Below are 20,197 nucleotides of genomic sequence, written 5' to 3'. Positions count from 1 at the left end.
AGTTTTACAGGTATTTTTTTACAGCTATGATCTTTCGCACGATGGCCTATTGCTATCGTCTCGCCCGTGCCCGGCCCTCCCGCCCGTCACATACATGGAAGTGCTATGAACGATTCTGGAGTAGCGGCTGCAGCGCCCGATAATGTGGCGTCTGTCGATACGGGCCTTGCCTCGCTGGTTATGCTTGCACGATTCCATCAGGTCTCTGCTTCCTCCGAACAACTAGCACACGAGTTCGGTAGTGTTGGGCAGTGCCTGTCTCAAGCTGAAATCCTTCTAGCAGCCCGGAAGCTCGGATTAAAAGCCAAGGCTGCCAACACCGCTCTCGAACGTTTGGACCGCACGCCGTTACCAGCTATGGCTGCGGATAAGAATGGAGGCTATTTCATCATCGCCCGCCTGGACCGGGGCAAGGTCTTGATCCATGACCCTCGGATGGCTCGGCCCGAAATCATCACATTCGAAGTTTTACGGGAACGTTGGGCTGGCGGCCTTCTGCTGATCCGATCTCAATCAGCAACCCCTGGTGAGTCCTCGCGCTTTGACTTCACCTGGTTCATCCCAGCAATCGTCAAGTATCGCAAGCTGCTGGGCGAAGTGATGCTTGTGTCTTTTGTCCTGCAGATTTTTTCATTGATTACACCTTTGTTCTTTCAAATCGTGATGGACAAGGTGCTGGTCCATCATGGCTTGACCACCCTTGATGTCATTGCCATCGGCCTAGCGGGCGTAATGCTTTTTGAGTCCGCTCTGTCTGGTCTGCGCACCTACGTCTTCGCACACACTGCGAGTCGTATCGACGTAGAACTAGGCTCGAAGTTGTTCCGCCATCTGATCACACTGCCGCTCTCGTACTTTCAGGCCCGTCGAGTGGGTGACTCCGTAGCACGCGTACGGGAGCTCGAGAATATACGTAATTTTTTAACTGGCAACGCAATCACCCTGCTGCTGGATGTCCTGTTCTCGGTGGTCTTCATAGCCGTGATGTTTTACTACAGTGGCTGGCTGACCCTTATAGTCCTGTTGTCATTGCCGCTTTACATACTGGTCTCCGTCCTCATCACTCCCGTGCTGCGCAAACGGCTCAATGACAGCTTCGCCCGGGGCGCGGAAAACCAGGCGTTTCTGGTGGAGACAGTCAATGGCATAGACACACTGAAATCAATGGCGGTCGAGCCTCAGGCGATCCGGAGGTGGGATGACCAATTGGCGGGCTACGTCGCGGCAGGGTTCAAAACCCAGAACCTGTCGACGATCGCTAATGAAAGCGTGGCGCTTATTGGAAAGCTGGTAACTGTTGCAACTCTTTGGTTCGGTGCGCGCTTGGTCATCGATGGACAGCTCTCGGTCGGACAATTGATCGCTTTCAATATGCTCGCGGGACGCGTTGCTCAGCCAATCATGCGCCTTGCTCAACTGTGGACCAACTTCCAGCAGACAGGGGTTTCCGTGCAGCGACTCGGCGACATCCTGAACACGCGAAATGAGTCATCCCAAGCAACGCGCAGCGCGCTGCCTCCGATTAAAGGCCGAATAGAATTCGACCAAGTGCACTTTCGTTATCGTCCCGACGGCTCGGAAATTCTTCGGGGTGTCTGCCTCAGTATTCAGGCCGGGGAAGTCATAGGCGTTGTCGGTCGCTCCGGTTCAGGTAAGAGCACACTCACACGTCTCCTACAGCGACTCTATGTGCCGGAGCGTGGGAGAGTTCTTGTGGATGGTATGGATTTGGCATTGGCGGATGTGTCTTCGTTGCGTCGGCAGATTGGAGTGGTGCTCCAAGACAGCATGCTTTTCAACAGAAGCATTCGGGAGAATATCGCCCTGAGCGATGCAGGTGCTCCAATCGAACAGGTAATGAACGTCGCTAAACTCGCGGGGGCACATGAGTTCATCCTGGAGCTACCAGAAGGTTATGACACGATGGTTGGCGAACACGGAGCTTCGCTATCAGGTGGACAGCGTCAACGTATTGCCATCGCGCGAGCTCTCATGGGAAATCCTCGGATCCTGATTTTCGATGAAGCAACGAGTGCGTTGGATTATGAGTCCGAGCGTATTGTTCAGCAGAATATGCAGGCTATCAGTAAAGGTAGAACAGTCATCATCATTGCCCATAGATTGTCTGCTGTTCGCGATGCTAATCGCATAGTTGTTGTGGATCGTGGACAGATTGTTGAGCAGGGGACTCACGCAGAATTGCTTGCCCATCAGGCTGGACATTATTCCCGCCTCCATCGATTGCAGCAGGGAGCCAGCCATGTCTAATTCCGGATCAACCGGCCTGCTGCACCGGTACCGACGGATTTGGCGGCAGTCATGGAGCCGGCGAAAAGAGATGGACGCACCTAAGCGCCTCGCGCATGAAGTGCAATTTCTGCCGGCGTCTCTTGAGCTGCAGGATAAGCCCACGCATCCCGCGCCGCGAATTTTCAGCTGGACGATCATGGCATTTGCTGCGCTCGCGCTAGCCTGGGCGTGCTTCGGGAGGATAGATGTGGTGGCGACCGCCACTGGAAAAATTATTCCGAGTGGTAAAACGAAGATTATTCAAGCAAGCGAGCCGGCTGTAGTGAAGGCCATTCACGTGCGCGATGGCCAATCTGTCAAAACAGGCCAGCTTCTCCTTGAGCTAGATTCGACGGCTGCTGATGCTGATGTTGAGAGCGTTCGAAGTGATTTACTTGCTGCAAGAGTTGATAGCGCTCGCGCCTCCGGTATGTTGGAAGCCATAAATCAGCGCATGCCTCCGCGCAGTCTAAAGGGTGCGATACCAGAAGCTGACCCAGAGCATTTAGTCGCTGCGGAACGTTGGTTACAAGGGCAGTATCTGGAATACCGTAGCAGCTTGGATCAAGCAGATGCTGAGATTCAACAGCGGCAGGCGGATATTCAATCCGCTCGAATCCAGGTCTCAAGTCTGCAAAAAACGCTGCCCATTGCTGTGAAATTGGCAACTGATTACGAACGTCTTCTGCAGAAGCAATATATCGCGCGTCACGCTTATTTAGAAAAAGAACAGGCGCGACTGGATCTAGAGCGCCAGCTTAGCATCCAGCAAGCCAGCGTAATGCAGTCAACCGCTGCGCGTCAGGAGGCTGAACGACGCCGTGAAGGTATTGTGGCCCAAACCCGCCGTGCAATGCTTGACCTGCTGCAGCAGGCTGATCAAAAAATATCAGTCTTCAAGCAGAATTTGACCAAGGCCCGTTACCAAGAAACCCTCGCTTCCGTCGAATCGCCCGTGGATGGGACTGTGCAGCAGTTAGAAGTTCACACCATTGGCGGCGTGATTACCGCTGCGCAGCCGCTAATGGTGGTGGTTCCAGATAATCAGTCTGTAGAAGTCGAGGCAATGCTAGAGAACAAAGACGTCGGTTTTGTCCGAGCTGGGCAAGAAGTATCTGTGAAAGTTGAAACCTTTAATTTCACAAAATACGGCACAGTCAATGGGGAGGTTATTAGCGTGTCAAAGGACGCAATTGAGGATGAAAAGCGCGGATTGGTTTACAGCAGCAAGGTTCGTCTGAGTACAGACCGTTTGAATGTAAATGGCCAGGAAGTGAAGTTATCGCCTGGGATGGCGGTGACCGTGGAGGTCAAGACAGACAAGCGTCGTGTCATAGAGTACTTTCTAAGTCCGCTGCAGCGCCACGTCGGTGAAAGTTTGAGAGAACGGTAGTCGTTTTTGCAATAGAGGTTGCCAGAGTTTATATGTCTTCAATCTCAACTGGCGGATTTTATACTTTAGGTTATTGCTACCCGGAGTCGCTTGAAACTGCGTCGAAGCGAACCACCGCTGGCGCCGAAAAATGATTTGTGCTCCGGAGAACTACGCCGTTGAGCTGCAGATGCGAAAGCCGTAATGGATCGAAACTGAAAAAGTACCTCAGTTGCGCTACCTTACGGGATGGAACGCACTTGCATGATAATAGGCGAGCTAAAACGCAGATCACGATTCAGGCGTAAAACACCAGCGGCGAAAGATAATAAAAATTAATGCTAGTTTTGTATTTATGGAGGTAAGGATAAATGCGATGCCAAGCGAAGAGATGCACTGAGGCCCAAAGCTTTGTAGCGAGACTCCGTAGGTACCCGGAACCATTCATGTCGAACATTGGAACAATTCTTGCTGCTATAACGTTAAGTCTTTTTTTGGTGGCCTGTAAGCCTGAACATATAAATAATGCGGAGCTGCTAGGCACAGTTGAAAATCGCTGTATGCATGCAGCCCTTATAGCCGTTGAGGAGAAGTATAAGTCAAGCTATTCAGAATTAGCGAAATTAGAAGGATCTATTAGCCATATATATATAGGTGCCGTAGATTTCAAATTCCTAAAAAGCGATAGCTGGAAATCAGAGAATATCTACCCCGACAAGATATTGGAAAACGGCTCGAAATTTCAGCGGCCGGGTATTGTAGCAGCTTCGCGTTTGCCCATTCGGGATTTATCGAGACTTTTCCCGGGTGTAATTCAAACGAAAATTGCACCAGGCATTACATCCTTTGTGGTTATAGTGACTTGTAGGCCTGACATGAGCATTGCTCCTGGTGCCTCTACCGTAGCTGCCAAATTTTATCCGCTAGTTAATCGTAAATTAGGAGTGTATGAATCCCACGCAAGTGGGGATCTGGTTAGTATTCCGATTAATACGAAAACTCGGAATCCTGACAGTACGCTCGTATGGACCAGTTGCAATTCAAAGCTCACCAAAATCTGCTTCGGTAGCTTTGTACTCGTGCCCGGTGTGTTAGTGCAGTATCGCTACCCGATAGAGCAAAGGGCAGACTGGGAGCGGATTCAGAGTTTCATAGTTACTAAACTAAACGCCTCAATAAGGATGTAGAAATGGACCTCGCGCTGTAAGATTCATTTAACTAAAGCATCCGTATGGTACAGGTTGGGAAAATTAATATGAATGCAGTCAAGCTCGCGGCGCTGATTATTTTTATGTTATCAAGTAAAACCGTCTATTCGGAAACTTTTTCTTGCGGGAGTTTAGGAGGTGTCCAATTTTTGGTACCTGATGAATACACTTTTTTCCCGATGGAGCCCACTGGTGGCATTTGGGGTGAGAAAACGACTGGGCAGAACAGGACGAACTGCCAAAGGAGTATCCAAGCGGTGACGCTTGAATACTATTTCCCGTCAATGCTTCCAGCTAAAGGCTTCAACGTTTTCAATGATCCTAATAAATCACATGTAGAAGTTGAAATAGTAAAAATTACCGGAGTTGGACCGCGTACGCTTGTCTCGCGAGTGAACAGATATTCGGAGCAGATGCGTCAGCTGGGGCCAGTTACAGAAATACACATAGGTGATTACCACGGGCTTGCAGGGATTGATCCGGTATACAAAAAAGGACAAATTGATTTCTACTGGAAGGGCAAGGACGAATTAGTGACAGAAACTTTGTTATGTCGGCGCCCTTCTCTCGCCGCCAACGCGACAGGGACCTGCAATTTAACTTATTTTTTTTCGACAACTCCTGCAAGTGTGACTATTGTTTTTTCCAGCCACCTAGTCGTTCACGTCGAAAATTTGAAATCGTCTGCAATGCAAATTATAAAAAAATTCACTAATTAAGGATGGTCGACATGCCTCAAACGCTCACTAGAGAAGATTTAAGTACCGCGAGGACCATACTGAATGACACATCTCTGTCCAAAGATATGGCGGCTAGCGCTATGTATAGCTACCTGTCGGGAAAGGGCTATAAATATGCAGATTTAGCGAATGGAGTCGCACTCGGGAACTCTTTAGCTGGGTCGGCTGCGTTGGCGTTCATGAAAACTACAGCTGAAAGCGAGAACAATGCGCTTAGTGATGTACAAATAAATGAAATTCGCTATGACATGGCTGATGGTTATCTCGATTCGCTCGACGCCATAGCGGACGTAAACAACGATGTTGTTAGTCGTGATATTACCGGCGCTGAAGCCTGGAGGTTCCACGATGTAGTTTTCGAGAGTAAAAACTTATCGATTGATGCTTGGACGTTAAATGCGGTATTTAAGTCTATGGACAATCCAGCAGACATCGAAAAGTACTGGCAAATAGTCCTAGAATCCGCAGGGGATCCTACTGCGGAGCTAATGTTGGCATTGCAAACGTTTTCCTTCATGCATCTTGCCGCCGCCGAAGGTGAAGATGTTTTAGACGCTACAAATTGGCTAGGGAAAATCATCTCTATTGATGGTTTAGGTTCGATGTTGAAGGGAATCACTAATTTCGACTCGAAGGAAATTCAAAACCTCGAGGACTCGTTCGGATACGCTCAAGCGGCACGAAGTCCACTGGTGCTGGATCTAGATGGTGATGGAATCGAAACGGTCGGTTCCGCAGATGGCGTGTATTTTGATCACGACTCAAATGGATTCTCTGAAAAATCTGGCTGGGTCACTGGCGGCGATGGTCTTTTGGTATGGGATAAAAACCTAAATGGAATAATTGATAACGGTGCCGAGCTTTTTGGGAACGGCTCAATATCTGCGTCAGGTGACCGCTATAAAAACGGCTTTCTCGCATTATCGGAGCTCGATAGCAACATTGACGGATTCTTTGATATTTCTGACGGGCTATATAATACAGTAAAAGTTTGGGTTGATAGGGACCAAGACGGTTTCACGGATGACGGGGAACTCTTCTCTCTCATTGACGCCGGTATCGCATCTGTTAACCTGAGTTATCTTGAGCCAGGGATCCTAAATGCGAACGGGGATGTGCCGGATAGCGTGGTGGACAGCGCAGGTAATCAGCATCGCCAGGTAGGTACTTACACTAAATCCGACGGTACAAAGGCTGCTATCAATGACGTCTGGTTCGCGGTAAACGGAAGCGATACTATTGATAAATCCCCGGCCTCTGTAGAATTCAGTACAGAAGCTCTGCCAAATATTCAAGGATTTGGCAATGTCCATGATCTCGCGAAGAGCATGTCATCGGATACAGCACTGCGCGATTTGGTTAAGCAATTCGGAGAATCGAATGACGACAACGCGCGAGATGCAATCCTGTTAAATATAATATATCGCTGGGCTGGAGTTGATGATATTGACCCGGACAGCCGGGCGGCGACGCAAATTTACGGTAACGCTATTGGTGATGCGCGTAAGTTAGCAGCCTTGGAAGCATTTCTAGGGACGAACTATGTGGGAATCTGGTGTTGGGGACAGCGGGACCCTAACCCCCACGGTCCAGCCGCGGCAATATTGCTTCAAGCCTTTGATAATTTTGCCAGTGCTATCTATAGTAGGCTGATGCTGCAAACCCACTTCACCAGTTACTTGGACGCCTTGACAGTCAGTGTAAATGCTGAAGGATCAGTCTGGGACGTATCATCGGTAGTATCGAAGCTCCACGACTTATATTCATCTGACCCTGCAAGTTCGGTTCACCGTGTGAATGCGTTTGTGAAGAGCCTCAATGAACTTGGCGAGTTCGGTGAGCTTCTAATAACCAATATTAGGAACGAAACTACCGGGGATCTTTCCTTTGACTCGATTCTTGTTAATGCTGGGCGTGAAAAATCAATCGGCACGGCGGCGAATGATACTTTAAATGGTACTGTCGCAGATGATTTTCTATACGGCGACGCGGGGAATGATCGAGTATATGGTGGTAATGGTGATGATAACCTAGTCGGAGGTAGGGGTAACGATTACTTAGTGGGTGGAGATGGAAGTGATAGGTATCTTTTTTCAAGGGGAAATGGGAATGACGCTATATATAACGCTCATAGCGACGATGCCGGAACAAAACTGGATGTATTAATCTTTGGAGCCGATATCGCACCTGTTGACGTAACAATTAAGCGTGTAGGTTACGACCTTGTACTGAATATCGCTGGAGTTGACGATAGCGTAACTATACTGAGTTATTTCGATGAGATCACAGTAGCAAACCATAGTTATGCACTGGATGAAATAAGATTTCAAGATGGCTCTGTTTGGAACGTTCAGGCCGTAAAAAATATGCTTCTTCAAAGTACCGATTTTGCCGATAACATTGTCGGCTATGAAGGAAGCGATATTATCCTAGGTGGCCTCGGCGATGATTCCATCGCAGCGTTAGGTGGTAACGATACTATTTATGGCGGCGAAGGCAACGACGCTCTTGATGGCGGTGTCGGGAATGACGTACTAGACGGAGGCTCGGATGCAAATGATCTAAATGGTGGTGATGGCAATGACGTTCTTATCTCAGCGGAAAAGCAGAGCTGGTCCAGAGAGGATCGTCTAACAGGTGGAGCGGGCAGTGATATATATGTAGTTACTCCTAGCGTAGGTGACGTAATTATATACAACGCTGACCCTAGCGCAGAGAATATCGATACGTTGAGATTTTCTTCTGTAGCTACACCTTCGAATACACGTTTTATTCGCATGTCGGATTCTCTTTTTATATCCGTTAATGGATATAATTTTTCGGTCGGAATTATGGGTTTCTTTTCTCAGCTTTCCAGTACTATCGATCTTATTGAATTTGCAAATGGGGAGGTTTGGACACATTCTGAAATCGAGGCAAGACTAACGGTTGCCACGGGTGGTGACGACTTACTTTTTGCATACGATAAGGATTCAGTGCTAGCCGGTGCAGATGGTAACGATACAATCAATGGTGGTTCAGGAAACGATATTTATTTTGGTGATGACGGCAATGATCTTTTAAACGGAGGGGATGGAAACGATAGGCTTGTTGGTGGGAGAGGCGAAGATCAACTTGTGTCCGGATCCGGTCGGAACATTTTAGACGGGGGTGAGGGCGACGATCGGTACGAAAGTTGGCGCGCAGATTTCGACACCTACATAATGCGGGAAAACAGCGGGCATGACGTAGTATGGTCGCTACCAAAAGAATTTGAGGTGTACCTAGAAAATGTGCGTGTCGAGGATGTATCAGTAGAATTTCATGGCTCAGAAATAAAGCTTTCTATTCAGAATGGCGGATCTTTGACCATTGTCGGGATTACGACTTTCAGCACGGGTGCTAATATAGGACTTAATTTGAGAGATTCTTATTCCAATAAAATCTCTTATTCGCCGGCACAGCTAAACGCGTTGTACCTTGGCGGTAGTATAAATGATGATAGGATCTATGGATTCTCATCTGGTGTTACGGTGCAAGGTAACGCCGGGGATGATATGTTATTTGGCCAGAATGGCAACGATATCTTAGTTGGTGGCAAAGACCAAGACATCTTAGAGGGAGGGGGCGGGAATGATGTTTATATCTTCAGTAAAGGAGATGGCGCAGACCTAATCCATAACCGAGATGTTGCTACAGTTAAAGACAAGATCCGTTTTCTCGATGTAAGTAGTGATGAAATCATTGTTTCGAAGACAGATAATTTTAATCTCGAGTTCAGAGTTCGCGGTACAAGAGATAAAATTACGGTTGAAGATTATTACGTGTCAGCTGGTTCAATCAATGGGATTTCTTATGATTTCAAGCTTGAAGAGGTTGAATTCTCAGATGGCGTCACTTGGGGTCAGTCTGATTTTGAAACAGCTCAGAGCGTCTTTCATAACACGGCACCAGTTGTAGTCGGTACTTTACCCGTTCTAAGAGCAATCATTGGTGAAGATTTCAGTTTTCAAATCCCAGAAAACTTTGCTTATGATTCTGACCAAGGTGATGCCGTATTCTACGATATTGAATCTCGATTCAGTCAGGACGCATTCCCTAGCTGGCTTAATTTTGATGTCAATACTCGTACTTTGTATGGTAGGCCTGCAGAGAAAGATGCAGGAGCGCCGAGCCTTATTCTTAAGGTAAGTGATAGTTATGGATGGGGCGAAAATTTTAGTGTCGATTTAACTGTTGGTCGACCTAATCTAGCGCCCATTGTGGCGGGCCCTCCCAGTGATGAGATCTTTACCGAAGGATCAGCGTTCTCTTATTACCTTTGGTCAGACATAGCTGGCGGATCAGTTTTCAATGATCCGGATAATGATCAACTAATTTACAGTGCGATGCAATCGAGTGGCGCGGCCCTACCTTCCTGGCTCAAATTTGACGCAAGAACTGGCGGTTTTAAGGGGACGGTCCCAGTAGGTTACCTCTCGCCGCTGAATATCATCATTACTGCAAGCGACCCATTTGGCGCGTCCGCATCAACGAATCTGAACATTAATATCAAGCCTCAGGGAAAAACGTTCACTGGAACCTCTAGGGCCGATAACATGGTTGGCGGCGCTGGAGACGACGTGATGAATGGTAACGCAGGGAATGACACAATATTGGGCAATTCCGGTCACGACACTATTAATGGCGGTACAGGTATTGACAATATGTCTGGCGGGGCTGGGGATGATGTGTATTACGTTGATTCTTTAAGCGACGTGACCATCGAGCGGGTCGACGAAGGTTTTGACTCCATCTTGTCTTCGGTAACTTGGTCACTATCTGCTAATACGGAAGATTTGCGACTTCTGGGAACAACTGCAATCAATGGGACAGGCAACTCGCTGAGTAACACAATTTATGGAAATAGTGGGGTCAACATACTTACTGGCGGTGCCGGGAATGACAATTTAAATGGGGCTGCTGGGGCCGATCGCATGATCGGTGGTACGGGCGATGATTTTTATTCGATCGATAATTCCGGGGATACGGTCGTTGAAAACAGCAACGAAGGGCATGACACGGTTTTCTCCTCCATTAGCTACACCTTAGCTTCCGGCGTAGAAGATCTCGAGTTGTCAGACGGTGTGGCGGTAAACGGGACTGGGAACTCGCTAGATAATTCCATTATAGGAAACTCAAGCGCAAACATTCTGAGCGGTGGGGCTGGGAATGATCGACTAGATGGTGGTGGGGGGGCAGATATGCTACAGGGCGGGACCGGTAATGATACCTATATGCTCGTAAGAAATGCCGGGCGGGAAACTGTAATTGAGTCTGATGCGACATTGAACACTATTGACGTTGCAGTTTTCCCCTATTCAGTTACTAGCCATCAATTGTGGTTCAGCCGACCGACAGGCACGAAAGACTTAGAGGTGAGTATTATCGGTACATCCGATGCTTTAGTTGTGAAAGATTGGTATGTAGCGCAAGCGAACCATATTGAAAAGTTTGTAGCTTCGGATGGCAAAGTTCTAATGGACTCTCAAGTGCAAAATCTTGTCGATGCGATGTCTGCATTTTCGCCACCTGCAATGGGACATATGGTTAACATGTCTGGAAGTACGGCCGAAATTTTGGAAGCGACGCTTGTCGCCAACTGGAAATGACTGTCAAAACGACGCAGTATTAAGAGATAAACTGGTAGCCGGATCCGGCTACCAGTTTCTGCTGAGCTTCCGGAGGCCTACTTAAACCCGTCATTTTGGTCGCGTCTGTTAATCACAATTGGTCGTAGGCATTATAGTCTAAAGGATTGAGGTCGTGATTCCGAATGGTTTTCAAGCGGCTGTTGATGCATGCTTCGCTCTTGCCGTTAAATGTGTCGATTTCTGAAGTTGCTGACACTACCACCCAGCTAATAAAGAATTAATTATCTTGATTAGGAATTAACTCTGAGGTTTCTCCATACCTAGAAATATACTATTTATTATATGCTGGGATGATTTATTTATCTATTAAGTATCGGCTTTTTGGTACCATCAGTGGTGCCCTGCGCTACATTATCCAGCTTGTTTTTGGCAAACATATTCCCCGCTTTGATTGAGCTACCGATTTTGGCCGATAACGTCCTGTTTTGCTGGCAGCCTCGCGCCACTTGGCTGATCGCGTCGGATTTGGAACTGCCTCGGACACAGATCGCCCAATAGCAAAGTATTTTTGATATAAGTCCAATGAAGAACGTTGCTTGATGAGAGCAGCTCAGATGCCCATATCCGAACTCAACGGAATTTCCCTACAATACTGAGGGAATCGTCCCATTCTTTTTTGAGCAGTCCGTTGTCACTATACGCCGACTTGAAGTGGTTTCGATCGAGTCGATGTAGATGTTTTTACTAAGGCTAACGGCCTAGTCTTGAAAGGTTTACATTTGGTGGCAAACCCGAACGACCTCGGTGGAAGGGCCCCCGCCCTGACGGCGGTAATCGGCAAACACCACCGCTCAGATGTGCCGTTCGCATTTGCCCGTTTGAAGATTAGGTAAAGCGCGCCAGCGCTATTCAGGGTGTAACTGAGTCGCTCGGCTTCGGTGTCAGAACTATCGCGCCGCCGATCACTTCAATGGTCAGTACGTCGCCGATGCTGAGTCCTAAAGTGGCGAGTAGGTCCGGCGACATGTCAATGATGACGTCGCCACTTCCATCCGCAGGATCTTGGCATTTCACTATTCAGCGTTGGGTTTCGGTCATGACGTTACTCACACTTTGGTCTTAGCGGGCATTATTCATTATGCTCGCAATCTCTTCGCCAGTTGAAGGGTGATGATGACTGCTGATGAATTCTTCTAGCTTTTTACTACCTATCGCGGCGGGCAGCTGTCGACCCATAGGAGACGTTCATACCAGAGATTACAAATCCGTCTCCGCCGGTGATTGCCGGTGAATCTAAGCGTCAGATTCTTTTTTTGCTAGCCTGATGGCTGTGGTCATATGCGGTACAGCGTAGGCCTTGTACCAATGATTCATTCCTGCAATAGCTTTTTGAGCTGGTGCTGTGTCCGCTGCTCCGACCAATTCCGCACAAGCCTGCGCCATTGAGACAAGAATGCGTGCTGCTTCGGGAACGTAGGGAAGGTCATTTCCAGCCTCATGACGCTCACGAATGATCTGGTAGCGAATGTTTTCCGGGAGCGTCCAGGCACTGATTAAAAACTCCTGAACGGAGTAATGGACGCCTTTGATTTCCACGGTCGCGGAGCGATGTTCTTCATTGAATCCTGCCGTTTCGATCTGCTCACAGCTATCGATGACAGTGCTCATCATTTCTCGAATTTGTTGCCAATCAGTTTTCATTCGAACTCCTTTTCAATGTTGTCTTTCGGCAGGATACGTTGAGCGTCTTTCTGTGGACAGGTGAAAGGCAACTTCTGGCCGAATGTGGTCTCCTACGAGGCAGCTATCGGGCCAAGATCAAAACGCTGTCAGCATAACGACTTCTGGTAGTAGAGCCGGGTATGTCCCGGTGGATAGTCTGCCAGGCGTCCGAATTCGGAGTAGCCAAGTTTTTGATAAAAGCCGGGGGCCTGAAAGCTGAAGGTCTCCAGCCAGATACCCGTGCAGTTCTTTTTCTGAGCGATATCTTCGGCCATGCGCATTAGCCGTTCTCCGATACCTTGGCCACGTATCGACTCGGGAACGCTGACAAGATCAATGAGCAGCCATCGATATGAGACCTTGCCGTACAGCCCGCCTATAACTTCGTTACTGTGAGGGTCTCGTAGCAACAGGGCAAATGTTTCATGGGCGTCGTTCCCACCGTTAGCCAGATTATGGGCCAGTAACGGAGTCAAAATTCCTAACCGCTCTGCTTCAGTCGCATTTTCCGAAAGCTGGATTTCTACAGACATGTCGCTCTCCCTGAGCTGTGAGTAACTGGGTCAACAAGGTAGCCCATTTCTGTCACCCCATGGTGAATCAGTAAATGCATCATTCGTCCGTTGTTTGGTGGGCTGACTGGCTGCTTGTGGCCGATTACGGCCTTTGAGCGTATCGGCTGCCCAAGCCAAGAAAGGCAGCACATTTGGTCCTGGAGCTAGGGATCGAAGCGTCCGAAGGTTGCAGGGAAAGGATCAGGACGATAACCTCCCACCGTCGCTGCCAATTCAGCGACCGGGTGTGAGAGCCCGAAACAATCAAGGCGCGAAGCGCCCCAAAACCTGTCGTGGCGTTTTTTTTCGTCTTCGATAAGGCTTTATGGCGGCTGTGCGTGGGAGACCTTCGGGTCTACCGGTTGCCTTGATTGCCGGTTTCTCACCCCGCGCACGGCTGTCACCCAAGCCCGTGAGAAGGCTCGTGGCAGCTCCTCAAATCAAGGAAGTTTGCCCATGACCAGAACAAATCCGTACAAAATTTGCCTTTCCCCTCCACGCAATTGCCAATCGCGTTACCGCCTCCCCCGCCACATCTCCCTCATCGGAGGTGCCAAATGACCGACCAACCCGAACTCAAAACCATCGGCCTCACCCCCGCCATCTACTGCGGCGATCAAGCCGTATTTCACGTCACTCGCGGCGTCCCACTCGGCGATGCGTTATCCATGGCATCTGACTTCCTGTCCCTCGCCAAACAGCTCACCGAAGATGCGGCCTACGCCAAAGACACCGATCGCCACGCCTGGGCTGCGCATTATTTGACGGGGTTGGGTAAGGCGTTGGTGGACGATGCGGTGAAGGTGCTTACACGGGATCGGGTTTCTGCGGCGGCGAAGGCTGAGTGGGCGGCGGAGGGGTTTGGCGCTTAGCGGTTTGATATTGGCGGAATGGGTTTGATGCCGTTCAGGGGCTGGCAGCGAGCCTTGGTGATCAGGCTGCTTGGGATTTTCACCAGACGTTGAGATTGCTGTTTTCTAGGCGGGCGCTATCGCGAGCAGGCTCGCTCCCACAGGGGTTTTGAGTGTTGGCTGGCATTCTGGATTAGCCCGATTTTCGGGGCTTTTGCCATCGGGTTTGGCGTGACGCCAGCATTCGGCTAACAGTGGCATCTAAAACGCCGCTGCTCTTTTGAATCCGACTCAACCTGAAGCAGTTCCTCATTTAGGGTGGCTGGTATATATCAACCGTACCCGAGTGAGAACGGCGTCAGGCTAGCAATCAAACGCGGCCCTCCACTCTCATCTAGACTCAACTAAAAGTCGCAAGCAGAACCGAACACGTCGCTTTGGTGCCGTTCAATCAAAGCCACCATGGCAAGCTGCCTTAATGCCCTTACCGAGGTGCGGCGAAGACCGTGCCGGGCACAACAAGATGCCCGTTCAGGGTGCCCTGGCCACCGGCCTGAAATTGCCACGATACCGTGACGTGGTGTGAGTGCCGCAGCCGACACTTTCGGACGAACGACAACCGCCTGGTTTGTCCGTGACCGTGAGGATTGCTGTATGCCTGATGAGATGTTGCATTTGCCGATGGTCAGCGGTGTGCTGGAGCGCCATAAGGGCTTGCCCGGTGCGCTGTTGCCCATTCTTCATGAGATTCAGGCGGGCATCGGTTACATCCCCGATGCCGCCGTCCCCGAAATTGCCCACGCGCTCAATCAGAGTCAGGCGGAGATTCGCGGGGTGATCAGCTTTTACCATGACTTCCGTACTGCGCCGCCGGCCCGGCACATCCTGCGACTGTGTCGCGCCGAGTCGTGCAAAAGTCGCGGTGCCGAGCAGTTGGCGGCGCAGTTGCGCGAGCGTCTGCAGCTCGACGATCACGGCAGTAGCGCCGATGGCAGCATCAGTTTGCGCCCGGTGTATTGCCTCGGCGCTTGTGCGTGTTCGCCCGCGCTGGAACTGGACGGTCGGGTGCATGCGCGGTTGAGTGCCGAGCGCCTGGATGCGTTGCTCGACGCCTGTCGGGAGGACGCATGATGCCGCGTTTCTATTTGCCCGCCGATTCGATTGCGCGGGCCGTGGGGGCCGATGAGGTGGCGGTGGCGTTTGCCACTCAGGCGGAGCAACGCGACTTGCCGCTGGACTTTCATCGCACCAGTTCTCGCGGTTTGTACTGGCTGGAGCCGTTGCTGGAAGTCGACACTGCGCAAGGCCGAATCGGTTTCGGGCCGTTGACGGCGGCCGATGTGCCGTCGCTGCTGGATGCGTTGCAAAGCGAACCTTCCGCGCATCCTTTGGCGGTGGGTCTGGTGGAAGAGTTGCCGTACCTGAAGACGCAACAACGCCTGCTGTTCGTCCGCGCCGGCGTTACCCGGCCGTTGTCGCTGGACGATTACCTGGCACACAAAGGTTTCGAAGGTTTGAAAAGGGCCATCGACATCGGTGGCGAACAAACGGCCACTGAAGTCTTCGATTCAGGCCTGCGTGGCCGGGGCGGCGCGGCGTTCCCGGCCGGGATCAAATGGCGCACGGTGCGCGCTACTCAAGCGGCGCAAAAGTACATCGTGTGCAATGCCGACGAAGGCGACTCCGGTACCTTCGCCGACCGCATGCTGATGGAGGGCGACCCGTTTCTGCTGATCGAAGGCATGGCCCTCGCGGGAATAACCGTCGGCGCCAGCTATGGCTACATTTATGTGCGTTCGGAATATCCCCAAGCCGTTGCCACGTTGAACGAGGCTTTGAAGATTGCCCGCGCCAATGGCTATCTCGGCGCCAACGTCGGCGGCAGCGGCCAGGCCTTCGACATGGAAGTGCGCGTCGGTGCCGGCGCGTACATCTGCGGTGAGGAAACCGCGCTGCTGGACTCACTCGAAGGCAAGCGCGGGATCGTTCGCGCCAAGCCGCCGATTCCTGCATTGCAAGGTTTGTTTGGCCTGCCGACGCTGGTGCACAACGTGATCACGCTCGCCTCGGTGCCGCTGATATTGGCAAAAGGTGCGCAGTTCTATCGCGATTACGGCATGGGCCGTTCGCTGGGCACGATGCCCTTCCAACTGGCGGGTAACATCAAGCACGGCGGATTGGTGGAGCGCGCCTTCGGCCTGACATTGCGGGAACTGGTGGAGGATTACGGCGGCGGGACCGCCAGTGGCCGTCCGCTGAAAGCCGCGCAGGTGGGCGGCCCGCTCGGCACGTGGGTGCCGCCGTCGCAATTCGATACACCGCTGGATTACGAAGCGTTCACCGCCATCGGCGCGATGCTCGGCCACGGGGGTGTGGTGGTGGCGGACGACAGCCTGGACATGGCGCAGATGGCGCGTTTCGCGATGCAGTTCTGCGCCGAGGAATCCTGTGGCAAATGCACGCCCTGCCGCATCGGTTCGACCCGTGGCGTCGAGGTGATTGATCGCTTGCTGGCCGCGCCGGAACAGAGCGTTCGCGATGAGCAGGCGCTGGTCCTCAAGGACCTGTGCGACACGATGCAATACGGTTCGCTGTGTGCCTTGGGCGGCATGGCTCCTTTTCCGGTGGCCAGCGCCCTCAAGTACTTTCCCGCCGACTTCGGTCTGCAGCCCTCGGAGGCCGACCAATGATCACGCTCTTCGACCCGAAAACCGACATCGATCTTGGCACGCCTGCCCGCGACAGCCAGGTGCAAATCACGCTGAACATCGACGGTCGCAGCATCAGCGTGCCCGAAGGCACCTCGGTGATGCGCGCCGCTGCGCTGCTGGGCACCACCATTCCAAAACTCTGTGCCACCGACAGCCTGGAAGCGTTCGGCTCCTGCCGCATGTGCCTGGTGGAAATCGACGGCATGCGCGGCTATCCGGCGTCCTGCACCACGCCGGTGGTTGAAGGCATGAGCGTGCGCACGCAGACGCCGAAACTCGCGACGCTGCGGCGCAACGTCATGGAGTTGTACATCTCCGATCACCCGCTGGATTGCCTGACCTGCTCGGCCAACGGCAATTGCGAGCTGCAAACCGTCGCCGGTCAGGTCGGCCTGCGCGAGGTGCGTTATGGCTATGATGGCGACAATCATCTGGCCGATGTGAAAGACACCTCCAACCCGTATTTCGACTACGACCCGAGCAAGTGCATCGTCTGCAACCGCTGCGTGCGCGCCTGCGAAGAAACCCAGGGCACGTTTGCGCTGACGATTACCGGGCGCGGTTTTGAATCGCGGATCGCGGCGGCCGGTGGCGATAATTTCCTCGACTCGGAATGCGTGTCCTGCGGTGCCTGCGTGCAAGCCTGCCCGACCGCGACGCTGATGGAAAAAAGCGTGGTCGAACTGGGTCAGCCGGAACACAGCGTGATCACCACCTGTGCGTATTGCGGCGTGGGTTGTTCGTTCCGCGCCGAGATGAAAGGCGACACGCTGGTGCGCATGGTGCCGGACAAGAACGGCCAGGCCAACCACGGCCATTCTTGCGTCAAAGGACGCTTTGCCTGGGGTTACGCCACTCACCCGGATCGCATCACCAAACCGATGATCCGCAAACACATCAATGACCCGTGGCAGGAAGTCAGCTGGGACGAAGCGGTGACTTATGCCGCCAGTGAATTCCGTCGGTTGCAACAAACCTACGGTCGCGACTCTATTGGTGGCATTACCTCCAGCCGCTGCACCAACGAAGAAACCTATCTGGTGCAAAAACTGGTGCGCGCCGCGTTCGGCAACAACAACGTCGACACCTGTGCGCGGGTCTGCCATTCGCCGACCGGCTATGGCCTGAAACAAACCCTGGGCGAGTCGGCCGGCACGCAGAGTTTCGACTCGGTGATGCAAGCCGATGTGATTCTGGTGATGGGCGCCAACCCCAGCGACGCCCACCCGGTGTTCGCGTCGCAACTGAAACGGCGCTTGCGTGAAGGCGCACGACTGATCGTCATCGACCCACGCCGCATCGATCTGGTGGACTCGGTGCACGCCCGCGCCGAACTGCATCTGGCGCTGCGACCGGGCACCAACGTCGCGATGCTCAACGCGTTGGCGCACGTCATCGTCACCGAAGGCCTACTCGATCAGGCCTTCATTGATGCGCGTTGCGAGGGCAGCGATTTTGCCCGCTGGCGTGAGATGGTCAGCCGCGAAGACAACTCGCCGCAAGTGCTCGGCCCGGTCTGCGGCGTCGACCCCGCCGACATCCGCGCCGCCGCCCGTTTGTATGCCAGCGCCGGCAATGCGGCGATTTACTACGGCCTGGGCATCACCGAGCACAGCCAGGGCAGCACCGCGGTCATGGGCATCGCCAACCTCGCCATGGCCACCGGCAACATTGGCCGGGAAGGCGTCGGCGTGAACCCGTTGCGCGGGCAGAACAACGTGCAGGGTTCCTGCGACATGGGCTCGTTCCCTCACGAGTTGCCGGGTTATCGGCACATCTCCAACGAGGGGGTGCGCACGCAGTTTGAACAGGCGTGGAACGTCACCCTGCAACCCGAGCCGGGGCTGCGCATTCCCAACATGTTCGAAGCAGCGCTGGGCGGCAGCTTCAAAGGTTTGTATTGCCAAGGCGAAGACATCGTCCAGAGCGACCCGAATACCCAGCACGTGACCGCGGCAATGTCGGCCATGGAATGCGTGGTGGTGCAGGATATTTTCCTCAACGAAACCGCCAAGTACGCCCACGTGTTTCTGCCGGGCAGCTCGTTTCTGGAAAAAGACGGCACGTTCACCAACGCCGAGCGGCGCATTTCACGGGTGCGCAAAGTCATGGAACCGCTGGGCGGCAAGGCCGATTGGGAGGGCACTGTGGCGCTGGCCAGCGCCCTGGGTTACCCGATGAATTACCAGCATCCATCGCAAATCATGGATGAGATCGCCAGCCTGACGCCGACCTTCAGCAACGTCAGCTACGCCGAACTGGAGCGTCACGGCAGCCTGCAATGGCCGTGCAACGCTGCTGCACCGGACGGCACGCCGACCATGCACATCGAGCAATTCGTGCGCGGCAAGGGACGGTTCATGCTCACCGGCTACGTGCCCACCGAGGAAAAGGTCAACGGTCGCTATCCGCTGCTGCTGACCACCGGGCGCATTCTCAGCCAGTACAACGTGGGCGCGCAGACCCGGCGCACCGACAACGTCGCTTGGCACGCCGAAGATCGTCTGGAAATCCACCCCACCGACGCCGAAAGCCGGGGCATCAATGAAGGCGACTGGGTCGGCATCGGCAGCCGCGCCGGGCAAACGGTGCTGCGTGCGCGGATCACCGAACGGGTCGCGCCGGGCGTGGTGTACACCACGTTCCACTTCCCTGAATCGGGGGCCAACGTCATCACCACCGACAACTCCGACTGGGCGACCAACTGTCCGGAGTACAAGGTCACCGCCGTGGAAGTCAGCCGCGTCTACCACCCATCCGAGTGGCAAAAACGCTATCAGGCGTTCAGCGATGAACAGGATCGCCTGCTCAAGGACCGTCGTCTGGCCCGCGGCGCGAAAGCGGAGGTACGCCGGTGAGCACTGAGAATCTGATCAAGATGGCCAACCAGATCGCCAATTACTTCGCCAGCCAGACGGACCACGAACAGGCTGTACTCGGCGTGCGCAATCACCTGCAGATGTTCTGGGCGCCCAGCATGCGCAAGCAATTGCTGGCCTGGCAGACAGAGCATCAGGGCGCGGAGTTGCATCCGCTGGCGCAAGAGGCGGTTAGCGGGGCGGGTTGGGGGGCTTGACGCTCTTGAGTCTGACCTGAAACCTGTGGGAGTGAGCCTGCTCGCGATAACGGTGTATCAGC

12 protein-coding genes are annotated in these 20,197 nt (G+C 52.7%); 10 read left to right on the top strand and 2 right to left on the bottom strand.

The annotated features are described in order from the left end of the window. Positions 1-105 precede the first annotated feature (105 nt). The 5 genes from ACYZT1_RS05540 to ACYZT1_RS05520 all read left to right on the top strand — a co-directional run bounded on the left by ACYZT1_RS05540 (position 106) and on the right by ACYZT1_RS05520 (position 11,239). Positions 106-2,268: a type I secretion system permease/ATPase gene (locus ACYZT1_RS05540; RefSeq protein WP_462018037.1), complete on the top strand. Its 2,163-nt coding sequence runs from the start codon at positions 106-108 to the stop codon at positions 2,266-2,268. Then, positions 2,261-3,682, top strand: coding sequence for an HlyD family type I secretion periplasmic adaptor subunit (locus ACYZT1_RS05535; RefSeq protein ID WP_462018036.1), 1,422 nt, complete (start codon positions 2,261-2,263; stop codon positions 3,680-3,682). The genes ACYZT1_RS05540 and ACYZT1_RS05535 overlap by 8 nt, the downstream gene beginning before the upstream one ends. Before the next feature lie 425 nt (positions 3,683-4,107). Next, a complete protein-coding gene (locus ACYZT1_RS05530; protein ID WP_462018035.1) occupies positions 4,108-4,848 on the top strand; it encodes a hypothetical protein in 741 nt (246 codons plus the stop codon). A gap of 68 nt (positions 4,849-4,916) precedes the next feature. Further along, positions 4,917-5,588 (top strand): hypothetical protein, encoded by a 672-nt coding sequence (locus ACYZT1_RS05525; protein WP_462018034.1) that lies wholly within the window; start codon positions 4,917-4,919, stop codon positions 5,586-5,588. 11 nt (positions 5,589-5,599) lie between these two features. After that, positions 5,600-11,239 (top strand): calcium-binding protein, encoded by a 5,640-nt coding sequence (locus ACYZT1_RS05520; RefSeq protein ID WP_462018033.1) that lies wholly within the window; start codon positions 5,600-5,602, stop codon positions 11,237-11,239. A gap of 1,275 nt (positions 11,240-12,514) precedes the next feature. Here the strand turns inward: ACYZT1_RS05520 and ACYZT1_RS05515 are convergent. Beyond that, positions 12,515-12,922: a hypothetical protein gene (locus ACYZT1_RS05515; protein WP_462018032.1), complete on the bottom strand. Its 408-nt coding sequence runs from the start codon at positions 12,920-12,922 to the stop codon at positions 12,515-12,517. Positions 12,923-13,050: 128 nt separating this feature from the next. Next, positions 13,051-13,476 carry a GNAT family N-acetyltransferase gene (locus ACYZT1_RS05510; RefSeq protein ID WP_462018031.1) on the bottom strand — a complete coding sequence of 142 codons (426 nt, stop codon included), beginning with the start codon at positions 13,474-13,476 and terminating at the stop codon, positions 13,051-13,053. Positions 13,477-14,054: 578 nt separating this feature from the next. Between ACYZT1_RS05510 and ACYZT1_RS05505 the strand changes: the two genes are divergently transcribed. The 5 genes from ACYZT1_RS05505 to ACYZT1_RS05485 all read left to right on the top strand — a co-directional run bounded on the left by ACYZT1_RS05505 (position 14,055) and on the right by ACYZT1_RS05485 (position 20,135). Continuing rightward, entirely contained in the window at positions 14,055-14,369 is a 315-nt protein-coding gene (locus ACYZT1_RS05505) for a DUF3077 domain-containing protein (protein ID WP_462018030.1), read from the top strand. Between the two features lie 633 nt (positions 14,370-15,002). Beyond that, on the top strand, positions 15,003-15,479 hold the full coding sequence (locus tag ACYZT1_RS05500) for a formate dehydrogenase subunit gamma (protein ID WP_462018029.1): 477 nt from the start codon (positions 15,003-15,005) through the stop codon (positions 15,477-15,479). Next, positions 15,476-17,038: a formate dehydrogenase beta subunit gene (locus ACYZT1_RS05495; protein WP_462018028.1), complete on the top strand. Its 1,563-nt coding sequence runs from the start codon at positions 15,476-15,478 to the stop codon at positions 17,036-17,038. The genes ACYZT1_RS05500 and ACYZT1_RS05495 overlap by 4 nt, the downstream gene beginning before the upstream one ends. Further along, positions 17,035-19,917, top strand: a complete 2,883-nt coding sequence (gene fdhF, locus ACYZT1_RS05490) for a formate dehydrogenase subunit alpha (protein ID WP_462018027.1) — start codon at positions 17,035-17,037, stop codon at positions 19,915-19,917. Before ACYZT1_RS05495 ends, fdhF begins: the two co-directional genes overlap by 4 nt. Continuing rightward, positions 19,914-20,135 carry a formate dehydrogenase subunit delta gene (locus tag ACYZT1_RS05485; protein WP_462018026.1) on the top strand — a complete coding sequence of 74 codons (222 nt, stop codon included), beginning with the start codon at positions 19,914-19,916 and terminating at the stop codon, positions 20,133-20,135. Before fdhF ends, ACYZT1_RS05485 begins: the two co-directional genes overlap by 4 nt. Positions 20,136-20,197: the final 62 nt, after the last annotated feature.

This window comes from Pseudomonas sp. PB3P13, from assembly GCF_054897735.1.
This window is presented reverse-complemented; position numbering and strand designations above follow the sequence as displayed.

Excerpts from the sequence above, each read along its gene's own strand:
- ACYZT1_RS05535 (WP_462018036.1), top strand. The coding sequence starts at position 2,261 with ATGTCTAATTCCGGATCAACCGGCCTGCTGCACCGGTACCGACGGATT.
- ACYZT1_RS05505 (WP_462018030.1), top strand. The coding sequence starts at position 14,055 with ATGACCGACCAACCCGAACTCAAAACCATCGGCCTCACCCCCGCCATC.
- ACYZT1_RS05515 (WP_462018032.1), bottom strand. The coding sequence starts at position 12,922 with ATGAAAACTGATTGGCAACAAATTCGAGAAATGATGAGCACTGTCATC.
- ACYZT1_RS05540 (WP_462018037.1), top strand. The coding sequence starts at position 106 with ATGAACGATTCTGGAGTAGCGGCTGCAGCGCCCGATAATGTGGCGTCT.
- ACYZT1_RS05495 (WP_462018028.1), top strand. The coding sequence starts at position 15,476 with ATGATGCCGCGTTTCTATTTGCCCGCCGATTCGATTGCGCGGGCCGTG.
- ACYZT1_RS05520 (WP_462018033.1), top strand. The coding sequence starts at position 5,600 with ATGCCTCAAACGCTCACTAGAGAAGATTTAAGTACCGCGAGGACCATA.
- fdhF (WP_462018027.1), top strand. The coding sequence starts at position 17,035 with ATGATCACGCTCTTCGACCCGAAAACCGACATCGATCTTGGCACGCCT.
- ACYZT1_RS05530 (WP_462018035.1), top strand. The coding sequence starts at position 4,108 with ATGTCGAACATTGGAACAATTCTTGCTGCTATAACGTTAAGTCTTTTT.
- ACYZT1_RS05525 (WP_462018034.1), top strand. The coding sequence starts at position 4,917 with ATGAATGCAGTCAAGCTCGCGGCGCTGATTATTTTTATGTTATCAAGT.
- ACYZT1_RS05500 (WP_462018029.1), top strand. The coding sequence starts at position 15,003 with ATGCCTGATGAGATGTTGCATTTGCCGATGGTCAGCGGTGTGCTGGAG.
- ACYZT1_RS05510 (WP_462018031.1), bottom strand. The coding sequence starts at position 13,476 with ATGTCTGTAGAAATCCAGCTTTCGGAAAATGCGACTGAAGCAGAGCGG.